Source organism: Myxosarcina sp. GI1(2024) (assembly GCF_053543375.1).
Genome location: NZ_JBKGTY010000003.1, coordinates 472,358 through 498,067, shown reverse-complemented (window position 1 = coordinate 498,067; position 25,710 = coordinate 472,358). Strand labels below are relative to the sequence as shown.

The window sequence follows — 25,710 nt, the reverse complement described above, 5'->3', positions numbered from 1 at the left end:
TTTCGACTGTAAATTTTTGAGTATACTAGGAGATACGAATTAAAATGATGGGAAAAAATAATACCGCTTCTCAACTAGATTTTCTTCAATTTGAAGAAATTTCCAATGAAGCAGCTGAAGCTATTTCTGGAGGTCAAGACATTTTACTAGGTGGAGTTCAGGAAGTAGAATTTGAATTAGGTGAACTTCCTTTATTACCGCTTATTGCTGCCCAAACCACTGCAGAAACAGCCCTAGACCTCTTTACGGGAATACCTGCTACTGCTCAGGATATGCTTGAGCCAATACTTGGAATAGTCCCGGCTTTTGGCGCAATATTATAGTAAGATCCTACCCACATAGGATCGTAAAACAACTAGCTCTTCTTGCTACCTTAATAAGCTCGGTCGCTCCATTAGCCCTTGCTATTAGCGATTGAGCTAAGCAAAAAACTCATTTTTTGCAGTTTAAAAGTTTACCGAACGAGTCTTAGGTAGGCAAGCCTAATCCTAAGACTTGTTTATTTTTAATTTATTAGAACTTGAAATTGACAATCCCTCGAACAATTATCTAAAAAACTACAGGTTTCAAAGTGGACGCGGTTTAAAAGACAGAAATAGAGAAATAGAATAGATTGCAATTATTTTATTTTTTGATGAAAAAATTTTGACTTGTTTGAGTTGGAGTCAAAATAACCTGGTTGGCTATCTGTGTCGTTTGCTAAAGCCAACCTCTATCTACTATGGTCGCGATCTAAACAAAACTAATTCTGGACAATCCACATACATATTTTATATTTTCATGAAATACCAGACAGTTTTACAGCACAGTGAAGAAGACTGTGGTGCGGTTTGCCTTGCCACTGTTGCCAAACATTACGGACGCACCTTCGCTATCAATCGCATTCGAGAGATTGTCGGTACTGGACAAAGGGGTACCACTCTATTAGGTTTGAGACGAGGAGCGGAAACCCTGGGGTTTAACGTCCGGCAAGTCAAAATCACTAGTAGACTATTCAAGCGTCTTAACAGAGTTCCTCTACCGGCAATTATTCACTGGAAAGGCAATCATTGGGTCGTACTATACGGAAAAAAGCGTAGAAAATATGTTATAGCCGATCCTGCTGTGGGAATCCGTTATCTAACTAGTAAAGAACTAATTGCTGGTTGGACTAATGGCATCGCGCTGTTATTGGTGCCAGACCCCATCCTGTTCGAGGAACAACCGAGCGATCGCGTAGGTGGATTTGGGCGTTTTCTCAAACGAGTTTGGCCTTATCGAGGGATTCTGACTGAAGCATTTTTAATTAACTTAGTCATTGGAATTCTGTCTCTGGCGACCCCTTTTCTGTTTCAAATTCTCACCGATGATGTATTAGTACGAGGAGATACTCAACTGCTTACGGTTGTAGCTATTGGGGTAGTAGTAATGAACCTCTTTAGCAGTATGCTTCAATTTGTTCAATCTAATCTCATCTCTCATTTTGCCCAACGACTTGAGTTAGGATTAGTTCTCGCCTTCGGAAGACAAATTTTGCGCTTACCTTTGAGTTATTACGAAGCTCGTCGCAGTGGTGAAATCGTCAGTCGTCTGAGAGACATCCGCGAAATCAATCAGCTAGTTTCTCAAGTCGTCATCAGCTTGCCCAGCCAAGTTTTTATCGGCACCATCTCACTGGCTTTTATGCTGTTTTATAGTTGGAAACTCACTGCCGCTGCCGTTGGTATTGCTGCGAGTATGACACTCTGCACTGTCATTTTTCTACCCGCCCTACAACATAAAACTCGTACGGTTTTAGTTACTGCTGCTGAAAACCAGGGTTTTTTAGTCGAAACCTTTAAAGGTGCACTGAATCTTAAAACTACTAATGCTGCGCCTCAAGCTTGGGAAGAAATTCAAAGCCGCTTCGGTCGTTTGGCTAATGTAACTTTTGGTACGATTCAGATTGGCATTATCAATGGTGTTTTTTCTAAGTTAGTTTCTGGGATAGGCACTGTGGTCATACTATGGTTGGGTAGTAGCTTGGTCATCGACAGAGAATTGACTATCGGTCAATTGTTAGCTTTCAACAGTATGAATGGCAATTTTGCTGGTCTAATTGTCACCGCGATCGGTTTTGTTGATGAATTTGCCCGTGCTAAAACCGCTACACAGCGGCTTAGCGAAGTAATTGACGCTACACCAGAAGATCGAAGCAACAGCAACAAATCTTGGACGGAAATCTCTGACGAAGCAGACATCGTTTGTACTAACCTGAACTTTCACCACGCTGGAAGAGTCAATTTACTAAGAGATTTTTCTTTGACTATTCCCGGTGGCACAGTCACCGCTTTAATTGGTAAATCTGGCTGTGGCAAAAGTACTCTGGCGAAACTAATTGTCGGTTTATACTCTCTTGAGTCTGGTAATATTCGCTTTGGCAACTACAATCAACAAGATTTATCTTTAGAATGCTTGCGACAGCAAGTGGTCCTAGTGCCCCAAGAATCACACTTTTGGAGTCGCTCGATTATTGACAATTTTCGTTTTGGCACTCCCTATGCCACGCTCGAACAAATTGTCGCAGCTTGTCAGATAGCTGGTGCCGATGAATTTATCAGTCAAATGCCAGATAAATATCAAACCGTTTTGGGAGAGTATGGTGCCAACCTTTCGGGAGGTCAAAGACAACGTCTGACGATCGCACAAGCAATTATCAACAATCCTCCCGTACTAATTTTAGATGAATCTACTAGCGCCCTCGATCCCGTACTAGAAGCTAAGGTATTAGATCGACTCTTGTCTTATCGGCAGAATAAAACGACTATTTTAATTAGCCACCGCTCGAGTGCGATCGGACGTGCCGACTGGATCGTATTGCTAGAGAACGGCGAGCTACAGCTTGAAGGTACGACAGATAAGTTACGGGCTCAGCAAGGCGTACACCTAGATTTTTTGACTGGAAAATAACATATATGACCCTACAGCTTTGAGAAGTTGACATTGCCGGTCGAATGGAGAAATCATGAATAATTTGAACTCCCCCATCTCAAAGGATTTGTCGAACGATGAGTTGCCAAAACCCGAGTTTTTATCGCTCGAACCAGATAAACAAACCTCTCCACCATTCTTAAATATCATCGATTCTTATTTAGGAAGAATTTCGTTTCAAGATGTAATTTCACAGATTTCTTCCTTACCAGCTCATTTATACGAGCTAACTCAAAATTTTATAGTTTTAGAGTTACTCGGACTCATACTTGGTACTCCGGGAAGTGATGCATTTGTTCTCGGTAGAGCCGAAAAAAATGACACTCTTTTGACGCGACAAGGAAAAGATGTTTTATTAGCTGTAGATCCCGCTGCTGACCAACCAGGACAGGGAGAAATCGATATTCTTGCTGGCGATCTAGATATTTTTGAGCTATTTCCTTTACCCGGTAGACCACCATTAGAAGAAAACCCCCGCAGTTGGCAAGATAGATTTATTCTGGGTGATGAGCGCCAGCCTTATTATATTGGTTCTGGTGCCGACGACTATGCCTTAATTCTCGACTTCGATCCAGAATTAGACATTCTTCAACTCCACGGCACGCCAGAAGACTACCAGGCGATCGCATCTTCTAACGATACAAAAATATATTGGCAGCAAGCAGGGGAATTAGACCTCGTTGCCTCATTACCTGGAGTCTCAGATTTGAGTCTGACAGAAGACTACTTTTTGTTCGACGATCCGCCATCGGAAGAACCAGTTTTAGAGGAGGTCGAACAATTTGGAACTTCGGGTGCCGATCTATCTGTTGGTATTGCCAGTGCCAACACCTCCAACGCGGTCGAGACAACTGAGAATCTGGACGCGGTAGAGTCTGCCGACGGTAGTGTCTATGTGACGGGAGTGTCTGGTGATTCTTTTTGGGTGGCTAAGTACGATCGCAATGGCGAGTTGGACTGGTTGGAGTCGTCCCCATCTACTGGAAATCTCGACACCGATAACTTGGGTAATGTCTATGTAGGAGGAGGATTGGGAGATGTTGAGATCGCCAAGTACGATAGCGAGGGCGAGCAGCAGTGGACTCAGTCGTTAGGCACTTTTTCTCTCGATAATTCTTTCAATCTCGACGTTGATGACTTTGGTAATGTCTATCTAACAGGTTATACACTCGGTGACTTGGGAGGAGAAAATGCCGGTGAATTAGCAGTAGGTCCTTTTCCGATATTTACTACCGATGCCTGGATAGCTAAATATGATACTGATGGAAATCAACTATGGCTGGAACAGTTTGGCTCTGGTGATTTTGACGAAGCTTTTGCGATCGCCACTGACAGCAACGGCAATGCCTATACAAGCGGATGGACTTTAGGAGATTTGGCAGAACCCAATGCCGGACTATACGATATTTGGGTTGCTAAAAATGACAGCGATGGTAACCAGCAATGGCTCAAGCAGTTTGGCAGCGAAGATTATGATTGGTCTTGGGATGCCGCTACCGATAGTGAAGATAATGTTTACGTCACTGGCTGGACTTTAGGAGATTTGGGAGAAACTAATTTTGGCTCTTACGATGCTTGGGTAGCCAAGTATGACAGCAATGGCGATCGTCAATGGCTGAAGCAGTTCGGTACTGCTGGGGATGATATTGCTCGTAGTATCGATTTTGATGATTCTGGTAATTTTTATCTGACGGGATATACCGATCGCGATTTGGCAGGGGCTAATGCTGGCTCTTATGATATCTGGGTAGCCAAGTACGATCGCGATGGCAACCAGCAGTGGCAACAACAATTTGGAACCTCTGAAATTGACAATCCTTTCGAGCTTACTGTCAATAGTGAAGGTCGGGTTTTTGTTACTGGATTCACGGAAGGCTCTTTAGGAGCAGTCAATGCTGGATCTTACGATCCCTGGTTAGCTGAGTTGTCTTCTGCAGATGGCAGTTTGCTAAATTTTGGTAACAATGGGGTAGATAATTTGCTTTAAGACTCAAGTTTGTTTGTCAATAAGTTAAATACCAATATGACATTATTACTTCTCTATTTATTCATTGCATGTGGCTACTTTAGTATTTTAATCTTATTAATAGTTAAGGATAGAGAATCATCTTTTAAAAATCCAATTCATTTGCAAATTGCCTTGTTGGCTTCACTGTTATGGCCCATAGTCATACCTCTATCTCTATTAGAACTAAGGCTTAAAGCCAATAAAGCCAAACAAGAAACTGTTTTCTCTAAATTTAAGCTATTATCAATAATTCAAAATAAATTGAAATATTTTAAATCGAGCAAGCAAATTGAAGCAACTAAAAACGAGACTACCTCATCCGATCTGAATCTATAAAGTTGAAATCTATATTTATTGAGTTAAGTCATTAAGATTATAATGATATTTGCAAAGTTTGAATTTGAAAAAATAAAAATGTCATTTACAAAATAACCAGATTGAATCCAATAACTTGAAATAAAAAGTAGTAAGATGTCGATTTTATCGACAGACAAAATTCAACAATCGGTCTTAAATAAATAAAGCCAGAAATTTTCTAGCGAATTATAATTTCAATTAAAAGCTGGAAATTTTGTCAAGTTGTCGCTGCCGATCTATAGTCAGAATAGCTAGTGAGAAAATCAATTATAGCGTTTCTCACAGTGGAGAAGTGCGCTTGCTTCTGCCTTGGGTTTCCTGGCTTCTACCTCAAAGCGATTAACATTGTACCTCGATGAGTTTGAGAACTGCTATATAGTAAAGTAGTTGCTTAACGAGAACTATGGCTATCATAAATTTGCTCTCAATTAAATATAGGAACCTCCAACCATCATGACTCCACTAGAATTAATTTTATTACCAATAATTACATCAGCGATCGCTGTGGTGACTATTAGATTGACAATTTGGATAGACGACAATTTACCTCGTTAATATTTTAGAATAGCTAGATAGCTTCAAATAAAAAGTAGCCAAGTGTTGATTTTATCGACAGACAAAATTCAATAATCCGTCTTAAATATAAACAAGGAAAGTCCTAGTGAACTGCAATTTATTTAATCGAAAAGCTTGAAGTCGAGCTCAATGCTCGTAAAGATTCAGGTCAAAACAATTAATTGCAATCTACAGCTAATAAGCTATTTAAAACTGCCTTCTGTGCAAGCAGAAAAAATTATAGGATGAAAAGTCAGCTATTTTTCAGAGCGATCCAGCGGAGAACGACGACCCTTTTAGTCACTGCTAGTGTAGCGACCACTGCTGTCAATATCTACTTTTTTTTAAGTTACCAGCCTACTGCTCAAAATATCTCAGCGACTTCCTCAGACGATCCGGTAAACGTTGATGCTGTTGCCGCCTTAGGATACATAGAACCATCAGGAGAAGTAATCGAGCTATCTGCTCCCAACTCCTTTGAAGGATCGCGAGTCGAGAAACTGTTAGTCCAACGGGGAGATAAGGTTGAGGTGGGTCAAACGATCGCGATTCTGGATACTCGCGATCGCCTTGAGGCTGCACTTCAGCAAGCAAAAACCCAGGTTGAAGTTGCTAATGCTCGCTTGGCACGAGTGAGAGCGGGTACTAAAGAAGGGGATATTCAAGCGGCAAAGGCAAGATTTCAAGGTACTCAAGCTGAATTACAGGGGCAAATTGCCACTCAACGGGCAACGATCGCCAATTTGGAGGCTCAGTTGCAAGGAGAAAAAAGCGCCCAAGAAGCGACAATCGAGCGGATCGAAGCCGAGCTGCGTAATGCTCAAACCGAATGTAGTCGTTATCAATCGCTGTATCGAGACGGAGCAGTATCTGCACAAGAACGTGATAACTTTTGCCTACAGGCGAAAACAGCCGAAGAAAGACTCGAGGAAGCACAAGCCAATCTCAACCGAATTATCACAACGCGCCAAGAACAAATTGCCGAAGCACAAGCCAATCTCAATCGCACCATAACTACGGTGCAAAGACAGATAGACGAAGCACAAGGAACTTTCGATGCGGTAGCAGAAGTTCGTCCTGTAGATGTACAAGTAGCAATTGCAGAACTTAAAGCTGCCCAATCTGATGTCAAACGAGCTCAAAGCGAACTAGATCTAGCTTATGTGCGCTCGCCTATAGACGGTAGAGTTCTAGAAGTTAATACTCGCTCGGGTGAAATTGTTGGCGAGGGAGGAATAGTCGAAATCGGACAGACAGACCAGATGTACGTAACCGCAGAAGTTTATGAAACCGATATTGGCAGAGTGCGTCTCGGTCAAAAAGCAACCATTAAAACTGGTGGCGTAACCGAAGAGTTACAGGGAACAGTTGATGAGATCGGTTTGCTGATTGGCACTCAAGATGTTCTCGGTACGGATCCGGTAGCAGATGCAGATGCCAGAGTTGTTGAAGTTAAAATTCGTCTGACTCCAGAAGATAGTAAACGAGTAGCGGGATTGACGAATTTGAGAACTAACGTCATCATCCATACCTCCTCGCCACCAAGCTCTAGCGAGGGAGCTAATTAATCTCATAAATCTCACAGTAGATTTTTAAGGAAAATAATCATGTTTCAAAAACTTCCTACCGCTTGGCTACAGCTAAGATATCAAAAAGTTAGGTTGCTGGTAGCTCTTTTGGGGGTAGTCTTTTCTGTCGTTATTGTCTTTATGCAATACGGCATTCGCGATGCTTTATACGACAGTGCAGTTCGGCTCTATCAGGGTATGGTAGGAGATTGTTTTTTAATTAGTCCTCGCTCTACCGCTTTAGTGGCGTTAGGAAGTTTTCCAGAACGCCGTCTCTTGCAAGCTTTAGCTTTTGAAGAAGTCGAACTGGTCAGTCCGATTTACATACAGCAGGCTCAGTGGAAAAATCCCGTAACCAGAGATTATTGGCGTAATATTTTTATCATTGGTTTCGATCTGCGCCATAAGGTTTTTAATTTTCCGGGGGTTGACGAAAATAAAGATAAACTCCAACTTCCCGATGTCGTTTTATTCGATCGAGAATCTCGTTCCGAATTCGGTCCGGTTGTCCAACTATTCGAGCAGCGAGGCAGCGTTACTACAGAAATTGAAACTAGTGGATTCAATCGTCAAGTTCGAGTAGTTGGATTATTTGAATTGGGTACATCTTTTGGCTCTGATGGCAATTTACTGACCAGTCATCTCAACTTTCGCAGGATCTTTCGCACTCGTCCTGCGGGTTTTATCAACGTAGGTTTAATCAAATTAAAGCCAGGAACAGACGTTGAAAATTTTAAAAATAACCTCCAGAAATATTTGTCGAATGATGTCCGTATCTACTCTAAGGAAGAATTGATCGAGTTTGAAAAAAATTATTGGCAAAGCAGCACCGCTATTGGATTCATTTTTAGTCTGGGGGTAGGATTGGGAATTATGGTCGGGGTTGTAGTCGTCTATCAAATTCTTTATACCAATGTTTCCGAACATCTAGCTGAATACGCTACTCTCAAAGCTATGGGATACAAACACGGCTATCTTTTATCGACAATTTTCCAACAGGCCATATTTATTGCTGTTTTAGGTTATATACCGGGATTCTTACTAACCATAATTGCCTACGAATTTGCTAAAGGTATGACGCTTCTACCTTTTGCCATGACTTACAGTCGTGCCGTCATGGTCTTATTAGGAACGATTATTATGTGTTTGATTTCTGGAGCGTCGGCTGTTAGAAAGCTCAGAGCAGCAGATCCGGCAGATATTTTTTAAGCTCAAACTGCTATGAAATCAATTATCGAAATTCGCAACCTCAATCATTATTTTGGTGAAAAATCGTTAAGAAAGCAGATATTGTTTGATATCAATTTGGAATTACACGCTGGAGAAGTTGTGATTATGACGGGTCCTTCGGGATCTGGTAAAACGACTCTACTCTCACTAATTGGTGGATTGCGATCGGTTCAAACAGGAAGTCTTAAAAATTCTGGAGAAGAGCTAAATGGCGCGGATGAAGAGCAACTAGTAAGAGTGCGTCGCTACATTGGCTACATTTTTCAATCTCATAATTTATTACCATTTCTGACCGCGCTTCAAAATGTACGAATGTCAATCGAACTACATGAAAATATCAGCCAATCAGAAGCTATTAATAAATCTAAAGCCATACTCCAAGCAGTTGGGTTGGGAGATAGAATTGATTATTATCCACACGATCTTTCTGGAGGACAAAAACAAAGAGTCGCGATCGCTCGTGCTTTAGTAAGTTATCCCAAATTGGTTTTAGCCGACGAACCTACCGCTGCATTAGATAGTAAGACGGGTCGAGATGTGGTCAATCTGATGCAGCATCTAGCAAAGGAACGAGGATGTACCATTTTAATAGTAACTCACGACAATCGCATTTTAGATGTTGCAGATCGCATCATCCATATGGAAGATGGTCGGCTAGTATTGTCAGGTTAACAATTTATTTAACCTTAATTAAACTAGCAGCTTGTCTACACTAGTAGAGTTAGTTAATCTCGTGTTGCAACCATTCTCACTAAATTACATCTTAGGCATAGTTATAGTCAGCACTCCATCAATAAGTTCGGCATTAACTTTTTCCACTCGAACTTTTACGGGTAAAGGAACATTACATTGAAGCCGACCATAATGAAGTTGAGAAAAAATTAACTCTTTTTCAGATGTTGACTTATGTTGGTCGTGAATTCCAGAAATTGAAACTGATTCTGTTTCAGCATGAATATTTAAATCTTTGATTTCAACTCCTGGAACTTCTGCTTTGAGAATCAAATCTTCATCAGTTTCATTTAATTCAATGGCAGGACACCAAGTTTTACTTTGCTGTTCATTCATCGAAGTTTTCTCCTAATGCTTTGATTAATATGAAATTTTATATGAGATAGTAATTTTGACCGACTTGTGAGGCGAATTGATAAGTTACCACCCTAATTATAGCAATCCTAAATCATTCACGAGATTTACCAGCACTAATGAATGATTTAGGATAATTATAGTATTTGAGTACTTAGTTGCCATCGTAATTCATTCAACTCAAATAAAATCATCCTGTCTTATAACATCTTACTTGATGTTTCCGAATTATTATTTTGGTTATAACTAGGAGTTATTGGCAAACTATCTCGACTAACTTGGCTGGGTTTAATTGGAAGTTTATTACCGTTAATTGCCATAATGCCACTAATACGATAAGTGACACCGCGATACTTTAGCTCAAAACTAGGCTGAGCAATCAAAATGGTATTCTGGGGTGTCTTTTTCCAAGGCAGACCTCGATAAACACCAGTTTTGGTAAAACTTCTAATTAGTTCGATATCCTGTTCTCGTTCCTGTTGTACTGGCTGCCACTCGATTTTTAAACAGCGTTCTAAGTAGCGAACTAGATTAATTTCCCAACAAGTTTCTAAATACCTATTTCTATATCTGCGCCAGAAGCTAAAGGGATTGAGCGATTTTACATAGGTATTAGGACAAACTAATTGTTGAAAATAGAGACTAAAAGGAAAACTAATTTTTATCCTTCGTTCTTCATTAGCTTTCATAGACAAACCTCCACTACGAGCCTTTTTATTTTCAGACTAAGCTAATAATTTGAAGAACTTGTGAGATAAAGTTTTGGAAATTAAAAAGTAAAAATTTAAATATGACTAATCGTGCGATTCTCAACTAAATAAGTTGACAAACAAAAAAACAAAAAAATTTCTAACTAGCGATCCATTCTAAGGCTTTATCTCGATCGGCAAAGGTAAAATGTTTGACTTCGATGCTGGAAAATAATAAATTTCCAAATATAGCTAAGTATTCGAGCCATCCACCCTCCGAAACGATCGCTTCTTTGTCAAAATCTTGGAAGTGTTGTAGGCTGAATTTAAGATCTTTTATCAAAGCCTCTAAAGACATTCCCGACCAATTACTAACCTCAGCATAAATTTTTAATTTTTCTTTCCGTTCCAGTTTTAGACTGTTTTCAATTGATTCGATTACGCGGTCGATATCTTCAGCTTCAATTCTGCCGTCAATATTTAAACCGATTATCTTATCTGGTTTGTGAGGAATGAGTTTAATGGTCATAATTAGTAATCTCTTATAGCTAGCGGCTGGCTGTGAGTTCTTCGTTAGAAGTAATAGTATCTAAATTCGAGCTATTAGCGTTTGCTGAATGCACGACTAAAACCGAACAAGGTGCATGGTGAGTTACATAATTACTAACGCTACCGAGAAACATTTCTTTCAGTCCTTTTAAGCCCCGACTACCAACTACGATTAAATCGGCCGACCAGTTACTGGCTATTTCGCAGATTGTCTGTCCTGGATTACCGGTTAGTTGAAGTTGACTATATTCAGTCTTGACTCCTGCTGCTGTTGCCTTTTCGGTTAGATTTCGTAATAAATCGATTCCCCACTGCTTATACTCAGCCAACTTTTCTTCATATACGTTGTAATTGCGATCGTCCACGATTGGATAGTAAGCATAGGTAGGTAATACGGGATAGTCCGCTTCGTCTTCAGTTAAAACTTGGAGCAACAATAAAGTTGCCCCTGTAGTTTTGGCTAAGAGTATTGCCGAATCAAAGACGGATTTATTTCTTTCGGAACGGTCTATTGCAACCAAAATTTTATCGATCATATTAAGTACCTCGTTCTTAGTTTCTGTTATAGCTAGCTAATTTGAGGAACTTGTGAGGATATTTCTGATAGTTTGACGAGCGCTTTTTCGGCACTAATAGTTAAACTTAATAGTTCCATGTCTCACTTGATTTCTGGTACGCTAGCAAACATTAAAAAGAGGTGCTTCCAAATTGGAATTACACCTCAAGTTATAATCATGCACTCAAAATCGAGCTGCGTTTGCTTTTAAATTATTTAATTGTCTTTTAAATAAACTAATAATTTGACTATTTAATTATTAGCTCATAGCTGCATTAGAGCGGTCGTAAACAGTACCAAAATCATTAATGGTCTTGCCTTGAATGTGATTGTGATAATTGGGATCGACATCTACGCCGATATCAGCAGCAGCACGAGCTAACATCGATCTTTCGCGGTTCATGACCAATTTGTGATGGCGCATCAATAAAGAGCGAGCTTGAGTTTGAATAGACATTTTTCCTTCCTCCTTTTCCTTCCATCATAAATATACTATATTTTCTGTATCAAAAGTTACTTTTTTTGACTAACTTCGCATTTCTTCTTAATTTGCCAGCCAATTTCACAAGACGCAAACCCAGAGAGGATAAAAATATCACCGATACTCTACACCGTTCGAAGATGTATGGATCTGCTTACACAATTCAATTTCAATAAAAAATTGACGATTACCGTCTGTTTGCCTTAACTAAGTTTAAGTTGCCATCGAAAGGTAATCGCCAATCTTAGAGTAGACAGTTTTTCCGAGCGAACGCTCGTGATTATTGGTGACTGATGTTCCATTGAGATAGTAGACGAAATGCCCAGATGCTCAATGTAGCTCCGATGAAAAGTCCCAGCCAGGAGCCCCAGAGCGGAACTGTCACAGCACCAATTTGAAATGTCCAGTTAGCTAACAGTCTGATTAGATGTAAGGTTGCAACTAAAGCAAAAATAGTTGCCGAGATTAAAATATAGTTTTTTTCGCTCATTTTTCAAATCCTTCCTGGCGTATCGCTGGAGGACTGGAAATGTCTATTCCTATAATTCGATCTTGCATCAAACACCAAAAAAGTAGTGACAAATTGTTATTTTCGTAACAAAAAGTCATCCATTACCTCAAAGAAGCAAAAAACTGTGCCGATAATACCGATTGTTAGGACAGTATGTTAGTTAAGAACTATAAGATCTTAATTTAGCTCGAAAGACTCAATTTTATCGAGACGAACGACCGTATCGTCGTTTAGTTTACACCAATCGGCACCGTCGGCAGCATAGACATCGACGATCGAACCCCGTACTTCAGTTAGTTCGTTATTTTCATTGCGATAACTTATATGACATTTTTGATTCATTATCGCCGTAGCTCTCAGGCGATCGTACAACTTGCTACTTACGGGAGTATAATCACTCATAATTTATTTATTTCTTCTAACAATCTGTTTTGAGACTAATTTGAGACTAATTTTATAAATTCAGTCTCGCGATCGACATCTTAGGAGTTTCGCATTGACAGAAAAACCAAGCTATGTAGGCAAAGAAATTGAGGCAAATAATCGCTTCTTAATAAATTCTCTGGACACTTTTAAAGAGAGTTCTTTTTTGAGAAAATACCAAGTCTCAATTTCTTCAGTTATTCTCATCAATTCCAATTGGCAAAAGGCTCTTAAAGAGCAAAACACATGAGTAACCATAGCCTCTGTCTTTCACACTTGAAATTTAGATAAACCACATAATTATTTTAAGGCTCTATGATAGCATTCAATGCCCCAATGGATAGATTGTAACTCTCTGAACTGAAGACAAGTCCAATAGACTTGTCCGAAAATAAGATGAAATACTTAAATGTTTGCTACAGATGACCAAAGTGGGTAAAGCCAATAATTTCTTCTTCTGCCTTCTGCCTCCTGCCTTCTACCTTATAAGATCTATGTGTAGCATTTTTTTTTAGATTTCATATAAGCAACACTAGATAAGCCAAGGGAAAGCAGGGTAAGCGCAAGAAAATTTGGAAAGAAGAAATGCTATTGTAGAGCAGTGTTTAAAACTTTAAGCATATAATCGCAATTCATGGAAGCCAATTTAGTTTTCTGTCTTAAACTACGTTGAGACTCAACTTCTTGATGGAGTAAACTAATCACCATTTTTCTAAAAAGAGTAAAGTTCTCAGGGCTATGTCCTCGACGAACTCGCGACTTATCTTCGTTGAATGTCACATCAAGAACCCAATGCAATTAATTCTCAATTCCCTAGTGTTGGCGGATGGCTCCACTAATAAATGTTTAGTTGGACTATCGGGTTGAATTCTGTGCTGGTTAAAACACTGTTGCACCTGTGAATGTAAAGTAGGATGGTTTCCTTTAAGACTGAGGATGTAATACCATTTACCTAAAGTAGTGAGATGGATAATAATGCTGAAATGACGATATATCGAAATTGAGATTGACTAAGTCTCTCATTACTTTTTCCAATTGGTATAATCTCCTCATCGCCGAACAAATAGTGCGGTGAGGAGGGTTTGTGTTCCCATCGCATGATAATACAACCTGTCAAATCGAATAAATTTAGTAATTGAGGAATCGCCGTGATTTCATTGCTTTTAGTGTTTACTTTTACCTGTCCGAAAATTAAGCGATGTTCATTTGCCCATGCTGTCACTACACTCAAAAAACTATGTTTTCTTCCTTGTTCCCCTCTAGGGTCTTCGAGACTCTTGAAGTATGACAGCCATTGCTGTAACGTTTGCTTAGCTTCGCTGCCTAATTCTGATTGACGAGCAAAATCTTGATTCATGCTGCTTTAGAGATAATTTGCTGTTCTCTCGTCTAGCATATTTTGCTCACTTTTTTCTTGCGCTTACCCTGTAATTTAAAGAGCACAGAGCTCTCTATAGTCGTTCCTCTTTATAACGAAGAGAAAAATATTGATATCAAATTTTCTAAATAGAAAATATTTTTGATAATTCACTAATTTGCTGCTGTCTCGAGCTCACCTCGAAAGCACTCAATATACTTTTAATATTTCTTTAACTACAAAAAAGTTACTGATAATAATAGCATCAGTATTATTTATTTCTACAAATTAGGCGAGCGCATTACCGCTCGTGCCGCTCAAAGCTCTTAATAATAGGGAATACGTCTAAAAATTTTGACCTTAGCTATAGTAAAAAAATTGTAGATTAAGAATTTTTAACCTTTCAAATTGAATTCTCAAATTTGCCTTACAAGGTGCTAAATGTACCCTCTAACTTTAGTGAAAACTTAAACATCTGTTAAGAGAAAGATAGTCATCAAGTTAACCATGATATTAGTAGATCGTGGTAATTAAATGAAAGATCATCTCAACAACTACTAAGAGGTTTGAGTTCGTAGTAAAACTACAAGGGGATCTGGGTTCATCGACATTTAAGACGAGCAAATTGCCTTGGTGCAGGAATAGCTCACGAGGGCGATCGTAACTGTTGTGGCTGATGTAGTTGAGAACATAGTTTCCATGCCAAAGAGTTGATGAGATGAGCGAGCAGGAGGCAGACAATGAATCCCAGCAATAGTAACGAACAACACCGTCATCGACATCGAGAAGGCGATCGCTCAAGAGAAACTGAAAACCATCGCTCCCAACGCTCTCTTATGCCATTGGCAAAGGCTCGGGTAGGCGATCGCCTGTGGATCGCTGGCTATGAAAGTAAACAGGGGATCGAGCGGTTACTGGGAATGGGATTAGCTCCAGGTATGGCGATTGAAGTGGTGCAAAATTTGGCAGGTAACTTACTGGTCGCTGTGGGGGAAACTCGCATTGGTATCGACGGTGGGATGGCGAAGCGAATTCTCGTATCAGACAAGCCGTTTGATTATTTAGTTGAAGTGCAAGAGGTGAATGAAATGGAAAGTAGTGCCACGACATTAAGAGATTTAAAAGTCAATCAACAGGGGAAAGTAGCTCGTTTTGAGGCAATGGACGATCCCACTAAGAAAGCCTACAAGAGAAAGTTATTGGCAATGGGTTTAACTCCCGGTACCGAGTTTACCGTTACCCGCGTCGCTCCACTAGGCGATCCAGTAGAAATCAAGGTGCGGGGCTTTAAATTAAGTTTGCGTAAGGATGAGGCTGCTGCATTAGTGATCGAGGAATTACCGTAGGGGCGAACGGCTGTTCGCCCAGTAAAGAAATAACAGCTAATTATTGATAGGTAAACAGATGAAAAAACAGACGATCGCTTTAATTGGCAATCCTAATTGTGGAAAAACTACTCTGTTTAACGATCTCACGGGGGCTAACCAGCGTACGGGAAATTGGCCTGGGGTGACGGTCGATCGCAAAGAAGGTAAGTATAAACATGACGGTGTGGAAGTTACCGTTGTTGATTTGCCTGGGGTGTATTCCCTAGATGCCGAAGACGAAAGCACCGGACTAGATGAGTTAATCGCCCGGGATTATCTCCTGTCTGGAGAAGCGGATTTAATCATTAATATCGTCGATGCTTCTAATTTGGAACGCAACCTCTACCTAACCACTCAGATTATGGAAATGCGCGTACCGATGGTAGCAGCACTAAACATGATCGATGTGGCGCGAGAACGAGAGTTAGATATCGATACCGAGGTTTTGTCTCAAAGATTGGGTTGTTATGTCATTCCCGTTAGTGCTTTTTTGGGAGAAGGGATCGACATTCTCAGAAGTAGAATTAATGAATTGCTTGATAATCATGGTAATTTGCCGACAGTGGTAGCTTACCCCGCAGTGATTGAAGATAGTCTCAATCAAATTGAACCCTTAGTTGAGGACAAGGGACGCAATAAAAAGATTTCTACTCGTTGGTTTGCTCTCAAATTACTGGAATACGAGGATCGAGTTGCACCCGAACTCAAAGGAAAAGAATTAGACCGTATTGTTATTGAAAATCGCCGTAAAATTCACCAACTATTACATGAAGATATAGATATTATTATCGCCGATAGTCGCTATGGCTTTATCCGCAGCCTGATGCAAAGTTCGGTCAGACAGACTAGAAATATTAGTACTACTACATCAGATAGAATCGACCAATTTGTCCTCAATCGTTGGATTGGTATTCCTCTATTTTTAGTGGTAATGTACCTGATGTTTTTCATTGCCATTAATATCGGTGGTGCATTTATCGATTTCTTCGATATTTCCTTTGGTACGGTTTTTGTAGATGCGCCTCAAGCTTGGCTAGAATCCCTCAATGCCCCAGGATGGTTAATTGGGTTTATCACTGCTATTGGTGGCGGGATCCAAACCGTAGCGACTTTTATTCCCCAAATCGGCTTACTATTTGTCATTCTTTCGATTCTGGAAGACTCTGGTTATATGGCAAGGGCAGCCTTTGTCATGGATAAATTGATGCGTCTAGTGGGATTGCCTGGCAAATCCTTCGTGCCGATGTTAGTGGGTTTTGGCTGTAACGTACCCGCAATTATGGCGACTCGGACTCTAGAAAATAGACGCGATCGCCTGATGACGATCATGATGAATCCATTTATGTCTTGTGGGGCGAGATTACCCGTCTATGCCTTGTTTGCTGCGGCTTTCTTCCCTCGTAACGGACAAAACCTAGTTTTCGGCTTATATTTAATCGGCATTGCTGCGGCGATCTTTACGGGGTTGGTGATGAAAAACACGATCATGCAGGGAGAAGCCTCCCCCTTTGTCATGGAGTTGCCACCCTATCACATTCCCAAACCCAAAGGAATTGCGATCCGCGCTTGGGACAGGCTGAGGGGATTTTTACTCAGAGCGGGTCAAGTAATCGTACTAATGGTAATGGTCTTGAGCTTATTAAATTCTATTGGTACGGATGGTTCTTTCGGTCAGCCAGACCGCAAAGATTCGATCCTCTCAGCTACCAGCCGAGCCGTAACTCCTGTCTTTGCGCCGATGGGTGTTCGTCAGGAAAATTGGCCTGCGACAGTGGGGATTTTTACAGGAGTATTTGCCAAAGAAGCGATGGTTGGTTCTCTCGACTCTCTTTACACTCAGCTAGCAGTTGCAGAATCGGGAGAAGTAACCGAAGCAGAATTTGATTTTTGGGATGGTATTGCTGCGGCTTTTGTCAGTATTCCCGCTAATTTAGCCGATCTGGGCAATCAAATACTCGATCCTATTGGTTTGAATATCGGCGATGTCCGAGACCCAGAGTTGGTTGCCGAAGAACAAGAAATAGCCGTGGGAACGTTCGGTCAGATGTCCCAAAGATTCAACACTACGACAGCAGCTTTTGCCTATCTCTTATTCGTGCTAATGTACTTTCCCTGCGTTGCCGCGACAGGTGCCGTTTACCGCGAAACCAATTTGGGTTGGACGCTTTTGGTTGCCGGATGGACGACTGGTTTGGGTTATTGGGTAGCCACTATGTTCTATCAAATTGCTACTTTCCTCCAACATCCAGGTTCCTCTCTAGCTTGGATTATCGGTGGCGCAGTCGTTATGGCAGGAACTATTTTTATCCTCAAGCTGTCTCGAAGTCCTCAGAAAATTTCTGGCGATCGCGAACAGCAAGGAGCTAGAACCACAACTCGCGTATAGCAATTATGGAAAGTAGTCAACTACCCACTCTCCAAGCATCAGAGCAACTGTGTAATCGATAAATCAAATGACCTCGATCGCGACTCATTCCCATTTACCAAAGTCCCAACAGTTGTATCGTCCGACATTTTCTCCAGAACACGGGGTTTATGTGATGCTCATAGTATCATTTCTTACGGGGGCTGCTGCCGCCCAACAGTGGACGTGGGGAACGACCCTGGGATTGATTTGTGCTTTCTGTGGCTTTCAAGCAGAACATCCCTTAGTTTGGCAAATTAAGCAGCCTAAAAGCTGGAAACCAAGATTATTAGTTTGGGCGAGTTTTTATAACAGTAGCTACTGGCACGATTTCCCAAATTGCGCTCGCTCTTTGGCTACTAAATACATTATTCTTTTCCACTGCCATTTTTACCGTTAAGCTGCGGAAAATCAAAACTGCTGCAGTTATTCCAGCTATTATCTTTCATGGAATAGCTAGTGCGATCGCTCTATTACTTTGCCTGACTGGCTGGCTATCACCAATTACAGCTTCGGCATTTGGAGTATCACTAATTAAGTTCGCTCTAATTATCTGGCAAAAGAACTGGTACTGCACTGCTAAAATTCAGCAGGTGGCATTGTTGGAAACATTATCGAGCTTCGCTTTTTTAATAATTGTCGCTTTGTCAGTGCTGCCAGCCCATTTATCTGGGAATGATTCAATAACCTATATTCAATTTTGACTAACAAAAAAGGACAAATTATGCTATCTCAAAAAACTATCGATCGCCTTAACCAACAAATTAACTTAGAGATCTATTCTTCCCATCTCTATCTGCAAATGAGTTCTTGGTGCGCTTACAAAGCCCTCGATGGCTGTGCCACTTTTTTAAGTCAACACGCCGATGAAGAAATGATGCATATGCGCCGCCTACTCAACTATCTGCAAGAAACAGGTGCATTAGCAACTATTAGTGGGATGCAAGCACCACCCACTGATTTTAGTTCTCTAACAGAAATGTTTGAGCAAATCTACGAACACGAACAACTCGTTACCAGTAAAATCAACGATCTAGTGCATCTAGCCAATACCGAACCAGACTATGCTACCCTTCAGTTCCTCCAATGGTATGTCACCGAACAACATCAGGAAGAATTTTTGTTCAAAAGCATTCTGGACAAAATTAAGCTAATAGGTACGGAAGGACAGGGGATCTTTTTTATCGATCGCGAAATTGCTAATATGGCAGCCAACCGAACTGCCGAAACAACAGCGATGAATTAGAAAAGCAGGCAGGAGGCAGGAAAAAAGACATTTTCACACGCTAACAATATTAACTAACAGTAGCGATGTCTTCTGCCACCACAACCACCATGATGTTGTCTTCTTCCTTTACCTCTGGTGAAGTTAGCATTTTGTCGTTCTGGCGAAGCAGTTATGTCAGCAAGTTGCTCTGCACGACGTTGAAAAGCACGTAGATGATTTTCTTGGGATGCTCGTTGTAAGTTGGAAAAAACTCGCCGAACATCTGGATATTCTTCGGTTACAGCTAATAACCGTCGATACATCTCTCCATTCTCTATTTCTGCTTCAACACCAATCTGACAAGCTTCTAAAACCGAAGCAGGCACTGTAACCTTTTCTGCCCAATTATCTACGGGAATGGGGATTTGATACTTCTGAAATAATGAAAGCAATGCTTGAATATGTCCTTCTTCGGACTCCAGAATGTTAATAAACGGTCTAATTTGTCCAAATTTATTAATTACCAGTCGATAGGTCGCACGAGCTTTATATTCGTCCTCAAGAGCTTCAACTAAGGCTCTTTCTAAATTCTCTAGCATAGTACATTTCTCGAAAGCTAATTTTTGATTATCTCAGGTTCTATAGCAATCTTATCTGAGTTGTGAAAATTATTAGTCTTGAGTGTCATTCGTCATTAGTCTTTTGTCATTTGGTAAAGATATCTGGATATTCTCCTTACCTCTTTGTCCTTTACCTTAACGTGCGACATAAGCCCCTGCCTTGAACGCAAGAGCTTATGTCAACTCAACCAAGCATGAGATAGTTAAATCGTTAATTTAAAAGTATTAACTAACTAGCCTAGTTATTCTCTTTGGCTACTGGGGTTGCTACTTCAGAAATATGAGTTTTTCCTGATGAGTTGCGATTATGTTTGGGTTCATAAAACACTGTTTCAATTCGTTGGGAATAAGGCGACGCTTTAGTCCGAGTCCTTGGCTGTTCGTACAGTTGCGTCGAGCTATTACTACCATATCCAAACATTTCCTTAGCCTTCGACTGCTTAGGAGATTGATAAAAACTGTATTTTCTGGTTTGATAAGTGGTTTGATACAGTGTATTCTCAATCCCATCGATCGTTGTCAAGTCAGGTTGCTCAATTCCTCGAGACGGACGATAAAAATAGTCATCAAAGGGTTGTTTTTGTTTGAGGTAGGGTTGAGGTTCAGCTTGAGGCATTCCGTATTGTAGCAAAGGAAAAGTCTGAGGCTGTGACTGCCTTGGCTGCTGATACGCTAACTGTGGATTGTCACTTGCTAACATCAGATTCTGCTGCCAGTTTTTTAGTACCTTGCTAATATCAAAGCCCATTGCTCGCTGAAAATGCCATAAGCCTCCTTGTAAAAAGAAAAATGCCAAGTAAAAATGAGCATTAGCCAACCAAGTACGGACGGTATAACCTTCGGCTTGGGTTGGTTGAGACTCAATATAGCGTGGCAAAAATGCCGATTTCAATTCTAAAGTGGGACCGTAAAATTTCTCTGGATAGGACAGTGTATCAAAGCCACAGTAATAAGACGCAGCAAATCCTGCCAAGGCAATGCCAAACAAGGAATAAGACAAGATACCATCCCCCGAAAAAAGGAAGACTCGCTCAACCCACTTAAAGGGTGGTCTCAGGATATGCCAAGCACCTCCTGCGATAAGTAACACGGCTACATATATGTGTCCGCCTACTAGATCTTCCAAGTTTTTGACATCAAACAGATGGGTTTTATAATCCCAAATGATAGCAGGATCGAGGGTCGGAGACGTGACTAGGCGCACTCGATCCAAATTGGCATCATAAAGACCACCAAAGAATTGTGCTTTGACAACGAGCAACAATGCACCTAAACCTAAAAAGATTAGGTGATGTCCTAAAATAAAGCCGAGCTTGCGAGCATCTTGCCATTCAAAATCAAATTTCGCAGCTTTTTCTCCAGCCTTCGCTAAGCTAGATGGCAGTCGAGTGCGATGAAAATAGGCTCCACCTGCTAATACGACTGCCGCAACAATATGAATTACACCGATCGCAAACCAGGGGTAAGTATTGACAATAGCTCCTCCTGAGCCTATGCCCCACCCTTCAGTCGCCAAATGCGGCAACAAAATTAGTCCTTGAGTGTATAGTGGCTCATCAGGAGAATAGACGGCTAACTCAAATAAGGTAAATGCTCCAGCCCACAACATAATTAGGGCAGCATGAGCAACGTGAGCCACAATAAACGTGTTAGATAAGTCAATAAATCGGGCATTTCCCGACCACCAGGGATATTGCTCCTGGGTTTTATTAGAAGCGTACATAATAATAGGTTGACTTCAGCAATAATTTCTCAAGTAAGCCTACCCGTAAGAAAGAGTAGGCTTTAGGGGAAGATTTTTAGAACCTATCCCAGACCATTAATAATGTGATCGAGATAGAAATCCATTTCTTGACCTGCTTCAGTCCCCACCCGCCGAGTAACTACTTCTTTCATAGCCTGAAGAGCCTGAATCGTTGGCTCAATAGGAACTCCAAGAGATGAGTAGGTGTCCTTCAAGCCATTTAGAACTCGCTCATCCAAGATAGAGGTGTCAGCTGCCAACATGGCATAAGTTGCATAACGCAAAAAGTAGCTTAAATCCCGCAGACAAGCTGCATAGCGTCTTGTGGGGTACATATTGCCACCAGGGAGTGTAATGTCTCCATATAGTAGGCTTTTGGCAACTGTTTCACTGATAATACTGGCAACACTCGACCCAATCTGATTAGCTGCTTTGACCCGCAGAGTACCAGTTTGAAAGTATTTCTTGAGTTTTTCTAGTTCATTACCCTCAAGATATTGACCTTTCTCATCAGCAGGGTTAATGAGGGAAGTAATTGTGTCTTGCATGGCTATTTCTTATTTTTTAATACGGAGTTTAAGTACAGAAAAAATACGCTTTTATGTCTTGAACCTGTCTCGCCTCAGAACCTAGAATTTTTGATTCCTTTCTAGGCTTGAACCAAGTTCTTTAAGAGAGTTAAAAGCGATCGACCTTAAAAGGCACGTACAAGCTGATCGAAGTAAGGACCAGCTAGGGCAGCTTCCTCGGAAGTTAATAGACCCATAGCAACTGACTTTAAGCAGCGCATTGCTAACTTTAGATTAGTAAGGGGAACTCCTAGAGAGATATACATATCGCGCATACCATCCAGTCCAATATCTTCTAGAGGCTTAGAATTACCAGCTAGTATGCAATAACTCACTAAACGAATGTACCAACCTTGATCGCGTTGGCAAAGGGCAGTTTTTTTCGGGTCACCGCTATTACTGGGGGTATTGGGGCAACTAGACCAGAACTGCTTGCTGCCTTCATCAACAATCTTCTGTTCGTTAGCTGCTAATTTTTGGGCAGCGCTAATACGTACACTACCTTGATTGAAAAAATCTTGAAGTTGAGTTAACTCAGCACTACTTAAAAATCGCTCAGAAAGATCCGATTGAGCAATCACTTTAGCCACAATACTCATTGATAAAATCTCCTTTAAATTGATGCTATTTTGCTCGGGAAATTTACATTTGAAGTTAGAATTTCAAACCGAACGCTTGATGTGAATTAAAATTACCTTTTATTCAATAAGGATTCTAAAGCTAGTCAAAAATGGTAATTTTAAATTATCGAAGATATTACAAAGGTTCTATAATTTAATTCACATTAAACGTACAGAATAAATTCTAAAAATGATTTTTTTGATCTATCAAAAAAACCAAAGGATTGAAATCTTTTCCATAGAAAAAATCCAATCTTTTCCATAGAAAAGTTCTATTGCCAATTGCTTCCTTTTTAGATCGATATTGATTTTTCAATTTTTAGATTATCATATCTAATTTTAAATTATCATATCTAAATCTTGTCTTAATATAAGTTAATGATTATCTCGGGGATTCAATAAAGAATAAAAATTGCCAAGTTATTCTTATTTTCAGCATTTTTCACAAATCAAGGCTTTTACTTAAAGTTATATATACTTAACAAAGTATTTAAAGTTAAGTTTTATAAACTATTTTTTGAGCTAGCTTCCTATATACAATTACTGAAGTTAATGTAATTTATCTAAATGCTTTATTTCTAATTTGTTGAGGTATTTCTGTTATCTGCAAAATTATTATATAATTGACTGGGTAATCGCATCTTAATCGAGGTCTCAAATTGCCGAAACCTGGTTGAAAATTTGACTGAACAATTCAGGCTCTGCCCCGAACAAAGCTCTATAATTAGTGTGTTTGTATCAAACCAGTACTGGTTATCCTGGAGTTGGAGCTGGTTAAGTTAGTCCATCAGCTCCTTAAACTAGTTACGCTTCGTCTTGCATCTACCTGGGGCAACTCCTCACTCAGCCGTACTAGCCGCCAGGATTTTCATGAGGAAGTTGTTGTCGAGCCCGGCTTTATACCGTTTCATCTTTAGACTCAGCTTGGATGGTTCGCGCTTCAATAAGTTGACACTTAAATGGAATGGCGCCACAACCCCAGGTTTTCGGCAGCACGATCCTGGCGAATCCGACTAGCATCTTCATTAAAGGTGACATCTAGCACCCAATGCAGACTGTCTCTTGGTGCGCGTTCTCTTGCGGAGGAAAACTCTGCGGGGTCACACGGCTTTTCAATACTCTAATGAGACCGAATCACCCGATTGTGCTGCTGTGCATCCGCATCCAGGCTACTGATGTAGAATCGAACAGGTGTCGTAGTTTTGTTTCATAACTGCCGTCTACTCAATATCATCACGACGGTAGTTAAGCCCAGCCACTGCCGTTGCCGATGTAACGGTGGTAATTGACTTATTAGATGCGATTACCCTGGGTAAATCTATTTATTAGGGTATTTTACTGATATTATTAAATGAGAACTATTAGCTATAGTTTAAAGTTTATTTAAATAATATTAACGCCAATAATTTTTAAAATTATTATCATATCTTACTTAACAGAGCCTAAAAAATCTATAACCTAAAAATATATAGCATTTATCGTAACACTCGATTGCTAAAAATTTCTAAAAAGGATTTTTCTAATGATTCTTAAAGAACTACAAGACTTTGTACTCGATTATCATCGAGTTTCTCTAGCAGAAATGGAGTTGCATTTTCATATGGATGGAGAAGCACTCAGGCAAATGCTTAACAAGTTAATTCAAAAAGGCAGGGTGCGCAAGCTGCCAATTCCCGATAAGTGTCATGGCTGTACTTTCTGCGATCCCGACACGATCGAATTTTATGAATGGGTGAAGGGAAACAATTTTGGTTCTCCCCATCTACCTAAAAGTTCTTTCACAAAAGCTCAAATTCACAGTATTCAACCTCTAGGGGAAGATAATGCCCATGCCGAGCCAACAGAATTCAAATATGCTGTCATTTTGCACGACTGTACAGCAGCAAAAGAAGAAGATAAACGATCGCTCCTTGAAGAAAATCAATCATGAACTGGTTTTTTAAACGCTTTAAACGTTCGTCACCTAAAAATGAAATTCAATTCCACGTCGCAGATCTGCACTGTCAGATGTGCGCTCAAACCGTTAGAGAAGCTTTACGCAAAGTCGAAGGAGTGAAGCAAGTGAGAATTAATTTAGCACGAAAAAATGTAGCGATCGCCGCCGCTCCAGAGATTGAGGTTGATAGCTTGATTGAAGCTTTAAAACCTACGGGATATCGAGCCGAGGCAATCGATCCAGCTAGAGCGAATAAGTTTTCTTAAAATTTCATTTACCAACAGCACATTTTTTCTTAACCTAATAAATAAATATTAGGAGTAATTATAGCCATGACAGCTAATACAGCTTCAACCAACAATCTTAGTAATCTCTCCCCCGAAGATGCTACCGCTCAGTTGGGAGCATTTTTAAAAGAACATGGAGAGATTGAAATGATTCTTCCAGTGGCGATCGGAGTGTTAGCCACCAGTCAGTTCAAACTGCGAGGAGCCAATGCTTTACTAGTTAATTTATTGGTAGCAAGTTTAACCCGTCAAATTTTTACTCAACTCAAACAAGAAGCCCCTCAAGCGGTAACTCAGAGGGATGATTTGGGTTCGACTGAAGAAGAAACGGCAGCATTAGAGACCAATCTTCAAGGCTATGCGATCGCTCATGCCGTACCCGGACGAGTGCGTTTAAAAATGCCTCAATTAGCCATTGACGCTGATTTCGCCCATCGCCTCCAACAGGCTTTAAACGCAGATGAATACGTCAACCACGTCCGAGTTAATCGCACGGCAGCTTCTATTGCCATTAATTACCACAATCTCGGACTTTCTGATTGGGAGTTGGGTATGCGTTTGATGAGTATTATCAATAACGTGCGACAAGAAAGCCAAGTTGTTGTGTAGGTAGTAGATAGTTAGTGGTTATTCCTCA

Annotated in this window: 25 protein-coding genes and 2 pseudogenes; 13 read left to right on the top strand and 14 right to left on the bottom strand. The window is 40.4% G+C overall.

The window, feature by feature from the left end:
- Nucleotides 1–44 precede the first annotated feature (44 nt).
- From ACLFKQ_RS15995 to ACLFKQ_RS15970, 6 genes are all read left to right on the top strand, one after another.
- Nucleotides 45–323: a hypothetical protein gene (locus tag ACLFKQ_RS15995; RefSeq protein WP_449000775.1), complete on the top strand. Its 279-nt coding sequence runs from the start codon at nt 45–47 to the stop codon at nt 321–323.
- A gap of 457 nt (nt 324–780) precedes the next feature.
- Nucleotides 781–2,928, top strand: a complete 2,148-nt coding sequence (locus ACLFKQ_RS15990) for a peptidase domain-containing ABC transporter (RefSeq protein ID WP_449000774.1) — start codon at nt 781–783, stop codon at nt 2,926–2,928.
- 55 nt (nt 2,929–2,983) lie between these two features.
- A complete protein-coding gene (locus ACLFKQ_RS15985; protein ID WP_449000773.1) occupies nt 2,984–4,936 on the top strand; it encodes an SBBP repeat-containing protein in 1,953 nt (650 codons plus the stop codon).
- Nucleotides 4,937–6,114: 1,178 nt separating this feature from the next.
- On the top strand, nt 6,115–7,437 hold the full coding sequence (locus tag ACLFKQ_RS15980) for an ABC exporter membrane fusion protein (RefSeq protein WP_449000772.1): 1,323 nt from the start codon (nt 6,115–6,117) through the stop codon (nt 7,435–7,437).
- Between the two features lie 39 nt (nt 7,438–7,476).
- Nucleotides 7,477–8,646, top strand: coding sequence for an ABC transporter permease DevC (devC, locus tag ACLFKQ_RS15975; protein ID WP_449000771.1), 1,170 nt, complete (start codon nt 7,477–7,479; stop codon nt 8,644–8,646).
- 12 nt (nt 8,647–8,658) lie between these two features.
- On the top strand, nt 8,659–9,339 hold the full coding sequence (locus ACLFKQ_RS15970) for a DevA family ABC transporter ATP-binding protein (protein ID WP_449000770.1): 681 nt from the start codon (nt 8,659–8,661) through the stop codon (nt 9,337–9,339).
- An 84-nt stretch (nt 9,340–9,423) separates the two neighbouring features.
- Here the strand turns inward: ACLFKQ_RS15970 and ACLFKQ_RS15965 are convergent, their stop codons facing one another.
- The 9 genes and pseudogenes from ACLFKQ_RS15965 to ACLFKQ_RS15925 form a co-directional block, all read right to left on the bottom strand.
- Nucleotides 9,424–9,735 carry an Hsp20/alpha crystallin family protein gene (locus ACLFKQ_RS15965; RefSeq protein WP_449000769.1) on the bottom strand — a complete coding sequence of 104 codons (312 nt, stop codon included), beginning with the start codon at nt 9,733–9,735 and terminating at the stop codon, nt 9,424–9,426.
- Nucleotides 9,736–9,953: 218 nt separating this feature from the next.
- A complete protein-coding gene (locus ACLFKQ_RS15960) occupies nt 9,954–10,442 on the bottom strand; it encodes a DUF4278 domain-containing protein (RefSeq protein ID WP_449000768.1) in 489 nt (162 codons plus the stop codon).
- Nucleotides 10,443–10,602: 160 nt separating this feature from the next.
- Nucleotides 10,603–10,971: an STAS/SEC14 domain-containing protein gene (locus tag ACLFKQ_RS15955; protein WP_449000767.1), complete on the bottom strand. Its 369-nt coding sequence runs from the start codon at nt 10,969–10,971 to the stop codon at nt 10,603–10,605.
- Between the two features lie 19 nt (nt 10,972–10,990).
- Nucleotides 10,991–11,527, bottom strand: coding sequence for a universal stress protein (locus ACLFKQ_RS15950; RefSeq protein ID WP_449000766.1), 537 nt, complete (start codon nt 11,525–11,527; stop codon nt 10,991–10,993).
- A 279-nt stretch (nt 11,528–11,806) separates the two neighbouring features.
- Nucleotides 11,807–12,004, bottom strand: coding sequence for a hypothetical protein (locus ACLFKQ_RS15945; protein ID WP_449000765.1), 198 nt, complete (start codon nt 12,002–12,004; stop codon nt 11,807–11,809).
- Nucleotides 12,005–12,308: 304 nt separating this feature from the next.
- Entirely contained in the window at nt 12,309–12,518 is a 210-nt protein-coding gene (locus ACLFKQ_RS15940; protein WP_449000764.1) for a hypothetical protein, read from the bottom strand.
- Nucleotides 12,519–12,716: 198 nt separating this feature from the next.
- On the bottom strand, nt 12,717–12,941 hold the full coding sequence (locus tag ACLFKQ_RS15935) for a hypothetical protein (RefSeq protein WP_449000763.1): 225 nt from the start codon (nt 12,939–12,941) through the stop codon (nt 12,717–12,719).
- 111 nt (nt 12,942–13,052) lie between these two features.
- Nucleotides 13,053–13,337: pseudogene (locus ACLFKQ_RS15930) on the bottom strand (IS701 family transposase); the annotation flags it as partial.
- 724 nt (nt 13,338–14,061) lie between these two features.
- A pseudogene (locus ACLFKQ_RS15925) lies at nt 14,062–14,184 on the bottom strand (ISAs1 family transposase); the annotation flags it as partial.
- Between the two features lie 875 nt (nt 14,185–15,059).
- On the opposite strand from ACLFKQ_RS15925, the gene ACLFKQ_RS15920 reads away from it, so the two are divergent.
- The 3 genes from ACLFKQ_RS15920 (at nt 15,060) to ACLFKQ_RS15910 (ending at nt 18,490) form a co-directional block, all read left to right on the top strand.
- Nucleotides 15,060–15,665, top strand: a complete 606-nt coding sequence (locus ACLFKQ_RS15920) for a FeoA family protein (protein WP_449000762.1) — start codon at nt 15,060–15,062, stop codon at nt 15,663–15,665.
- A 58-nt stretch (nt 15,666–15,723) separates the two neighbouring features.
- Entirely contained in the window at nt 15,724–18,072 is a 2,349-nt protein-coding gene (feoB, locus tag ACLFKQ_RS15915; protein ID WP_449000761.1) for a Fe(2+) transporter permease subunit FeoB, read from the top strand.
- A 67-nt stretch (nt 18,073–18,139) separates the two neighbouring features.
- Entirely contained in the window at nt 18,140–18,490 is a 351-nt protein-coding gene (locus tag ACLFKQ_RS15910; RefSeq protein WP_449000760.1) for a YwiC-like family protein, read from the top strand.
- A 45-nt stretch (nt 18,491–18,535) separates the two neighbouring features.
- Here the strand turns inward: ACLFKQ_RS15910 and ACLFKQ_RS15905 are convergent, their stop codons facing one another.
- Nucleotides 18,536–18,667, bottom strand: coding sequence for a hypothetical protein (locus ACLFKQ_RS15905; RefSeq protein ID WP_449000759.1), 132 nt, complete (start codon nt 18,665–18,667; stop codon nt 18,536–18,538).
- Nucleotides 18,668–18,814: 147 nt separating this feature from the next.
- On the opposite strand from ACLFKQ_RS15905, the gene ftnA reads away from it, so the two are divergent.
- On the top strand, nt 18,815–19,336 hold the full coding sequence (ftnA, locus tag ACLFKQ_RS15900; RefSeq protein ID WP_449001049.1) for a non-heme ferritin: 522 nt from the start codon (nt 18,815–18,817) through the stop codon (nt 19,334–19,336).
- Between the two features lie 53 nt (nt 19,337–19,389).
- Here ftnA and ACLFKQ_RS15895 read toward each other — a convergent pair whose 3' ends face one another.
- The 4 genes from ACLFKQ_RS15895 to apcD form a co-directional block, all read right to left on the bottom strand.
- Nucleotides 19,390–19,896, bottom strand: coding sequence for a ferritin-like domain-containing protein (locus ACLFKQ_RS15895; protein WP_449000758.1), 507 nt, complete (start codon nt 19,894–19,896; stop codon nt 19,390–19,392).
- 259 nt (nt 19,897–20,155) lie between these two features.
- Nucleotides 20,156–21,640 carry a chlorophyll a/b binding light-harvesting protein gene (locus ACLFKQ_RS15890; protein WP_449000757.1) on the bottom strand — a complete coding sequence of 495 codons (1,485 nt, stop codon included), beginning with the start codon at nt 21,638–21,640 and terminating at the stop codon, nt 20,156–20,158.
- Nucleotides 21,641–21,723: 83 nt separating this feature from the next.
- Nucleotides 21,724–22,209 carry an allophycocyanin subunit beta gene (locus tag ACLFKQ_RS15885; RefSeq protein WP_449000756.1) on the bottom strand — a complete coding sequence of 162 codons (486 nt, stop codon included), beginning with the start codon at nt 22,207–22,209 and terminating at the stop codon, nt 21,724–21,726.
- 146 nt (nt 22,210–22,355) lie between these two features.
- The gene (gene apcD / locus ACLFKQ_RS15880) at nt 22,356–22,829 is read right to left on the bottom strand and encodes an allophycocyanin subunit alpha-B (RefSeq protein ID WP_449000755.1); all 474 of its coding nucleotides are present in this window, start codon (nt 22,827–22,829) and stop codon (nt 22,356–22,358) included.
- Nucleotides 22,830–24,372: 1,543 nt separating this feature from the next.
- Between apcD and ACLFKQ_RS15875 the strand changes: the two genes are divergently transcribed.
- The 3 genes from ACLFKQ_RS15875 to ACLFKQ_RS15865 all read left to right on the top strand — a co-directional run bounded on the left by ACLFKQ_RS15875 (nt 24,373) and on the right by ACLFKQ_RS15865 (nt 25,682).
- A complete protein-coding gene (locus ACLFKQ_RS15875) occupies nt 24,373–24,780 on the top strand; it encodes a FeoC-like transcriptional regulator (protein WP_449000754.1) in 408 nt (135 codons plus the stop codon).
- Nucleotides 24,777–25,052 carry a heavy-metal-associated domain-containing protein gene (locus ACLFKQ_RS15870; protein WP_449000753.1) on the top strand — a complete coding sequence of 92 codons (276 nt, stop codon included), beginning with the start codon at nt 24,777–24,779 and terminating at the stop codon, nt 25,050–25,052. Before ACLFKQ_RS15875 ends, ACLFKQ_RS15870 begins: the two co-directional genes overlap by 4 nt.
- A 66-nt stretch (nt 25,053–25,118) precedes the next feature.
- The gene (locus tag ACLFKQ_RS15865; RefSeq protein WP_449000752.1) at nt 25,119–25,682 is read left to right on the top strand and encodes an HMA2 domain-containing protein; all 564 of its coding nucleotides are present in this window, start codon (nt 25,119–25,121) and stop codon (nt 25,680–25,682) included.
- Nucleotides 25,683–25,710 lie beyond the last annotated feature (28 nt).

Excerpts from the sequence above, each read along its gene's own strand:
- ACLFKQ_RS15995 (WP_449000775.1), top strand. The coding sequence starts at position 45 with ATGATGGGAAAAAATAATACCGCTTCTCAACTAGATTTTCTTCAATTT.
- ACLFKQ_RS15990 (WP_449000774.1), top strand. The coding sequence starts at position 781 with ATGAAATACCAGACAGTTTTACAGCACAGTGAAGAAGACTGTGGTGCG.
- ACLFKQ_RS15985 (WP_449000773.1), top strand. The coding sequence starts at position 2,984 with ATGAATAATTTGAACTCCCCCATCTCAAAGGATTTGTCGAACGATGAG.
- ACLFKQ_RS15980 (WP_449000772.1), top strand. The coding sequence starts at position 6,115 with ATGAAAAGTCAGCTATTTTTCAGAGCGATCCAGCGGAGAACGACGACC.
- devC (WP_449000771.1), top strand. The coding sequence starts at position 7,477 with ATGTTTCAAAAACTTCCTACCGCTTGGCTACAGCTAAGATATCAAAAA.
- ACLFKQ_RS15970 (WP_449000770.1), top strand. The coding sequence starts at position 8,659 with ATGAAATCAATTATCGAAATTCGCAACCTCAATCATTATTTTGGTGAA.
- ACLFKQ_RS15965 (WP_449000769.1), bottom strand. The coding sequence starts at position 9,735 with ATGAATGAACAGCAAAGTAAAACTTGGTGTCCTGCCATTGAATTAAAT.
- ACLFKQ_RS15960 (WP_449000768.1), bottom strand. The coding sequence starts at position 10,442 with ATGAAAGCTAATGAAGAACGAAGGATAAAAATTAGTTTTCCTTTTAGT.
- ACLFKQ_RS15955 (WP_449000767.1), bottom strand. The coding sequence starts at position 10,971 with ATGACCATTAAACTCATTCCTCACAAACCAGATAAGATAATCGGTTTA.
- ACLFKQ_RS15950 (WP_449000766.1), bottom strand. The coding sequence starts at position 11,527 with ATGATCGATAAAATTTTGGTTGCAATAGACCGTTCCGAAAGAAATAAA.
- ACLFKQ_RS15945 (WP_449000765.1), bottom strand. The coding sequence starts at position 12,004 with ATGTCTATTCAAACTCAAGCTCGCTCTTTATTGATGCGCCATCACAAA.
- ACLFKQ_RS15940 (WP_449000764.1), bottom strand. The coding sequence starts at position 12,518 with ATGAGCGAAAAAAACTATATTTTAATCTCGGCAACTATTTTTGCTTTA.
- ACLFKQ_RS15935 (WP_449000763.1), bottom strand. The coding sequence starts at position 12,941 with ATGAGTGATTATACTCCCGTAAGTAGCAAGTTGTACGATCGCCTGAGA.
- ACLFKQ_RS15920 (WP_449000762.1), top strand. The coding sequence starts at position 15,060 with ATGAATCCCAGCAATAGTAACGAACAACACCGTCATCGACATCGAGAA.
- feoB (WP_449000761.1), top strand. The coding sequence starts at position 15,724 with ATGAAAAAACAGACGATCGCTTTAATTGGCAATCCTAATTGTGGAAAA.
- ACLFKQ_RS15910 (WP_449000760.1), top strand. The coding sequence starts at position 18,140 with ATGACCTCGATCGCGACTCATTCCCATTTACCAAAGTCCCAACAGTTG.
- ftnA (WP_449001049.1), top strand. The coding sequence starts at position 18,815 with ATGCTATCTCAAAAAACTATCGATCGCCTTAACCAACAAATTAACTTA.
- ACLFKQ_RS15895 (WP_449000758.1), bottom strand. The coding sequence starts at position 19,896 with ATGCTAGAGAATTTAGAAAGAGCCTTAGTTGAAGCTCTTGAGGACGAA.
- ACLFKQ_RS15890 (WP_449000757.1), bottom strand. The coding sequence starts at position 21,640 with ATGTACGCTTCTAATAAAACCCAGGAGCAATATCCCTGGTGGTCGGGA.
- ACLFKQ_RS15885 (WP_449000756.1), bottom strand. The coding sequence starts at position 22,209 with ATGCAAGACACAATTACTTCCCTCATTAACCCTGCTGATGAGAAAGGT.
- apcD (WP_449000755.1), bottom strand. The coding sequence starts at position 22,829 with ATGAGTATTGTGGCTAAAGTGATTGCTCAATCGGATCTTTCTGAGCGA.
- ACLFKQ_RS15875 (WP_449000754.1), top strand. The coding sequence starts at position 24,373 with ATGATTCTTAAAGAACTACAAGACTTTGTACTCGATTATCATCGAGTT.
- ACLFKQ_RS15870 (WP_449000753.1), top strand. The coding sequence starts at position 24,777 with ATGAACTGGTTTTTTAAACGCTTTAAACGTTCGTCACCTAAAAATGAA.
- ACLFKQ_RS15865 (WP_449000752.1), top strand. The coding sequence starts at position 25,119 with ATGACAGCTAATACAGCTTCAACCAACAATCTTAGTAATCTCTCCCCC.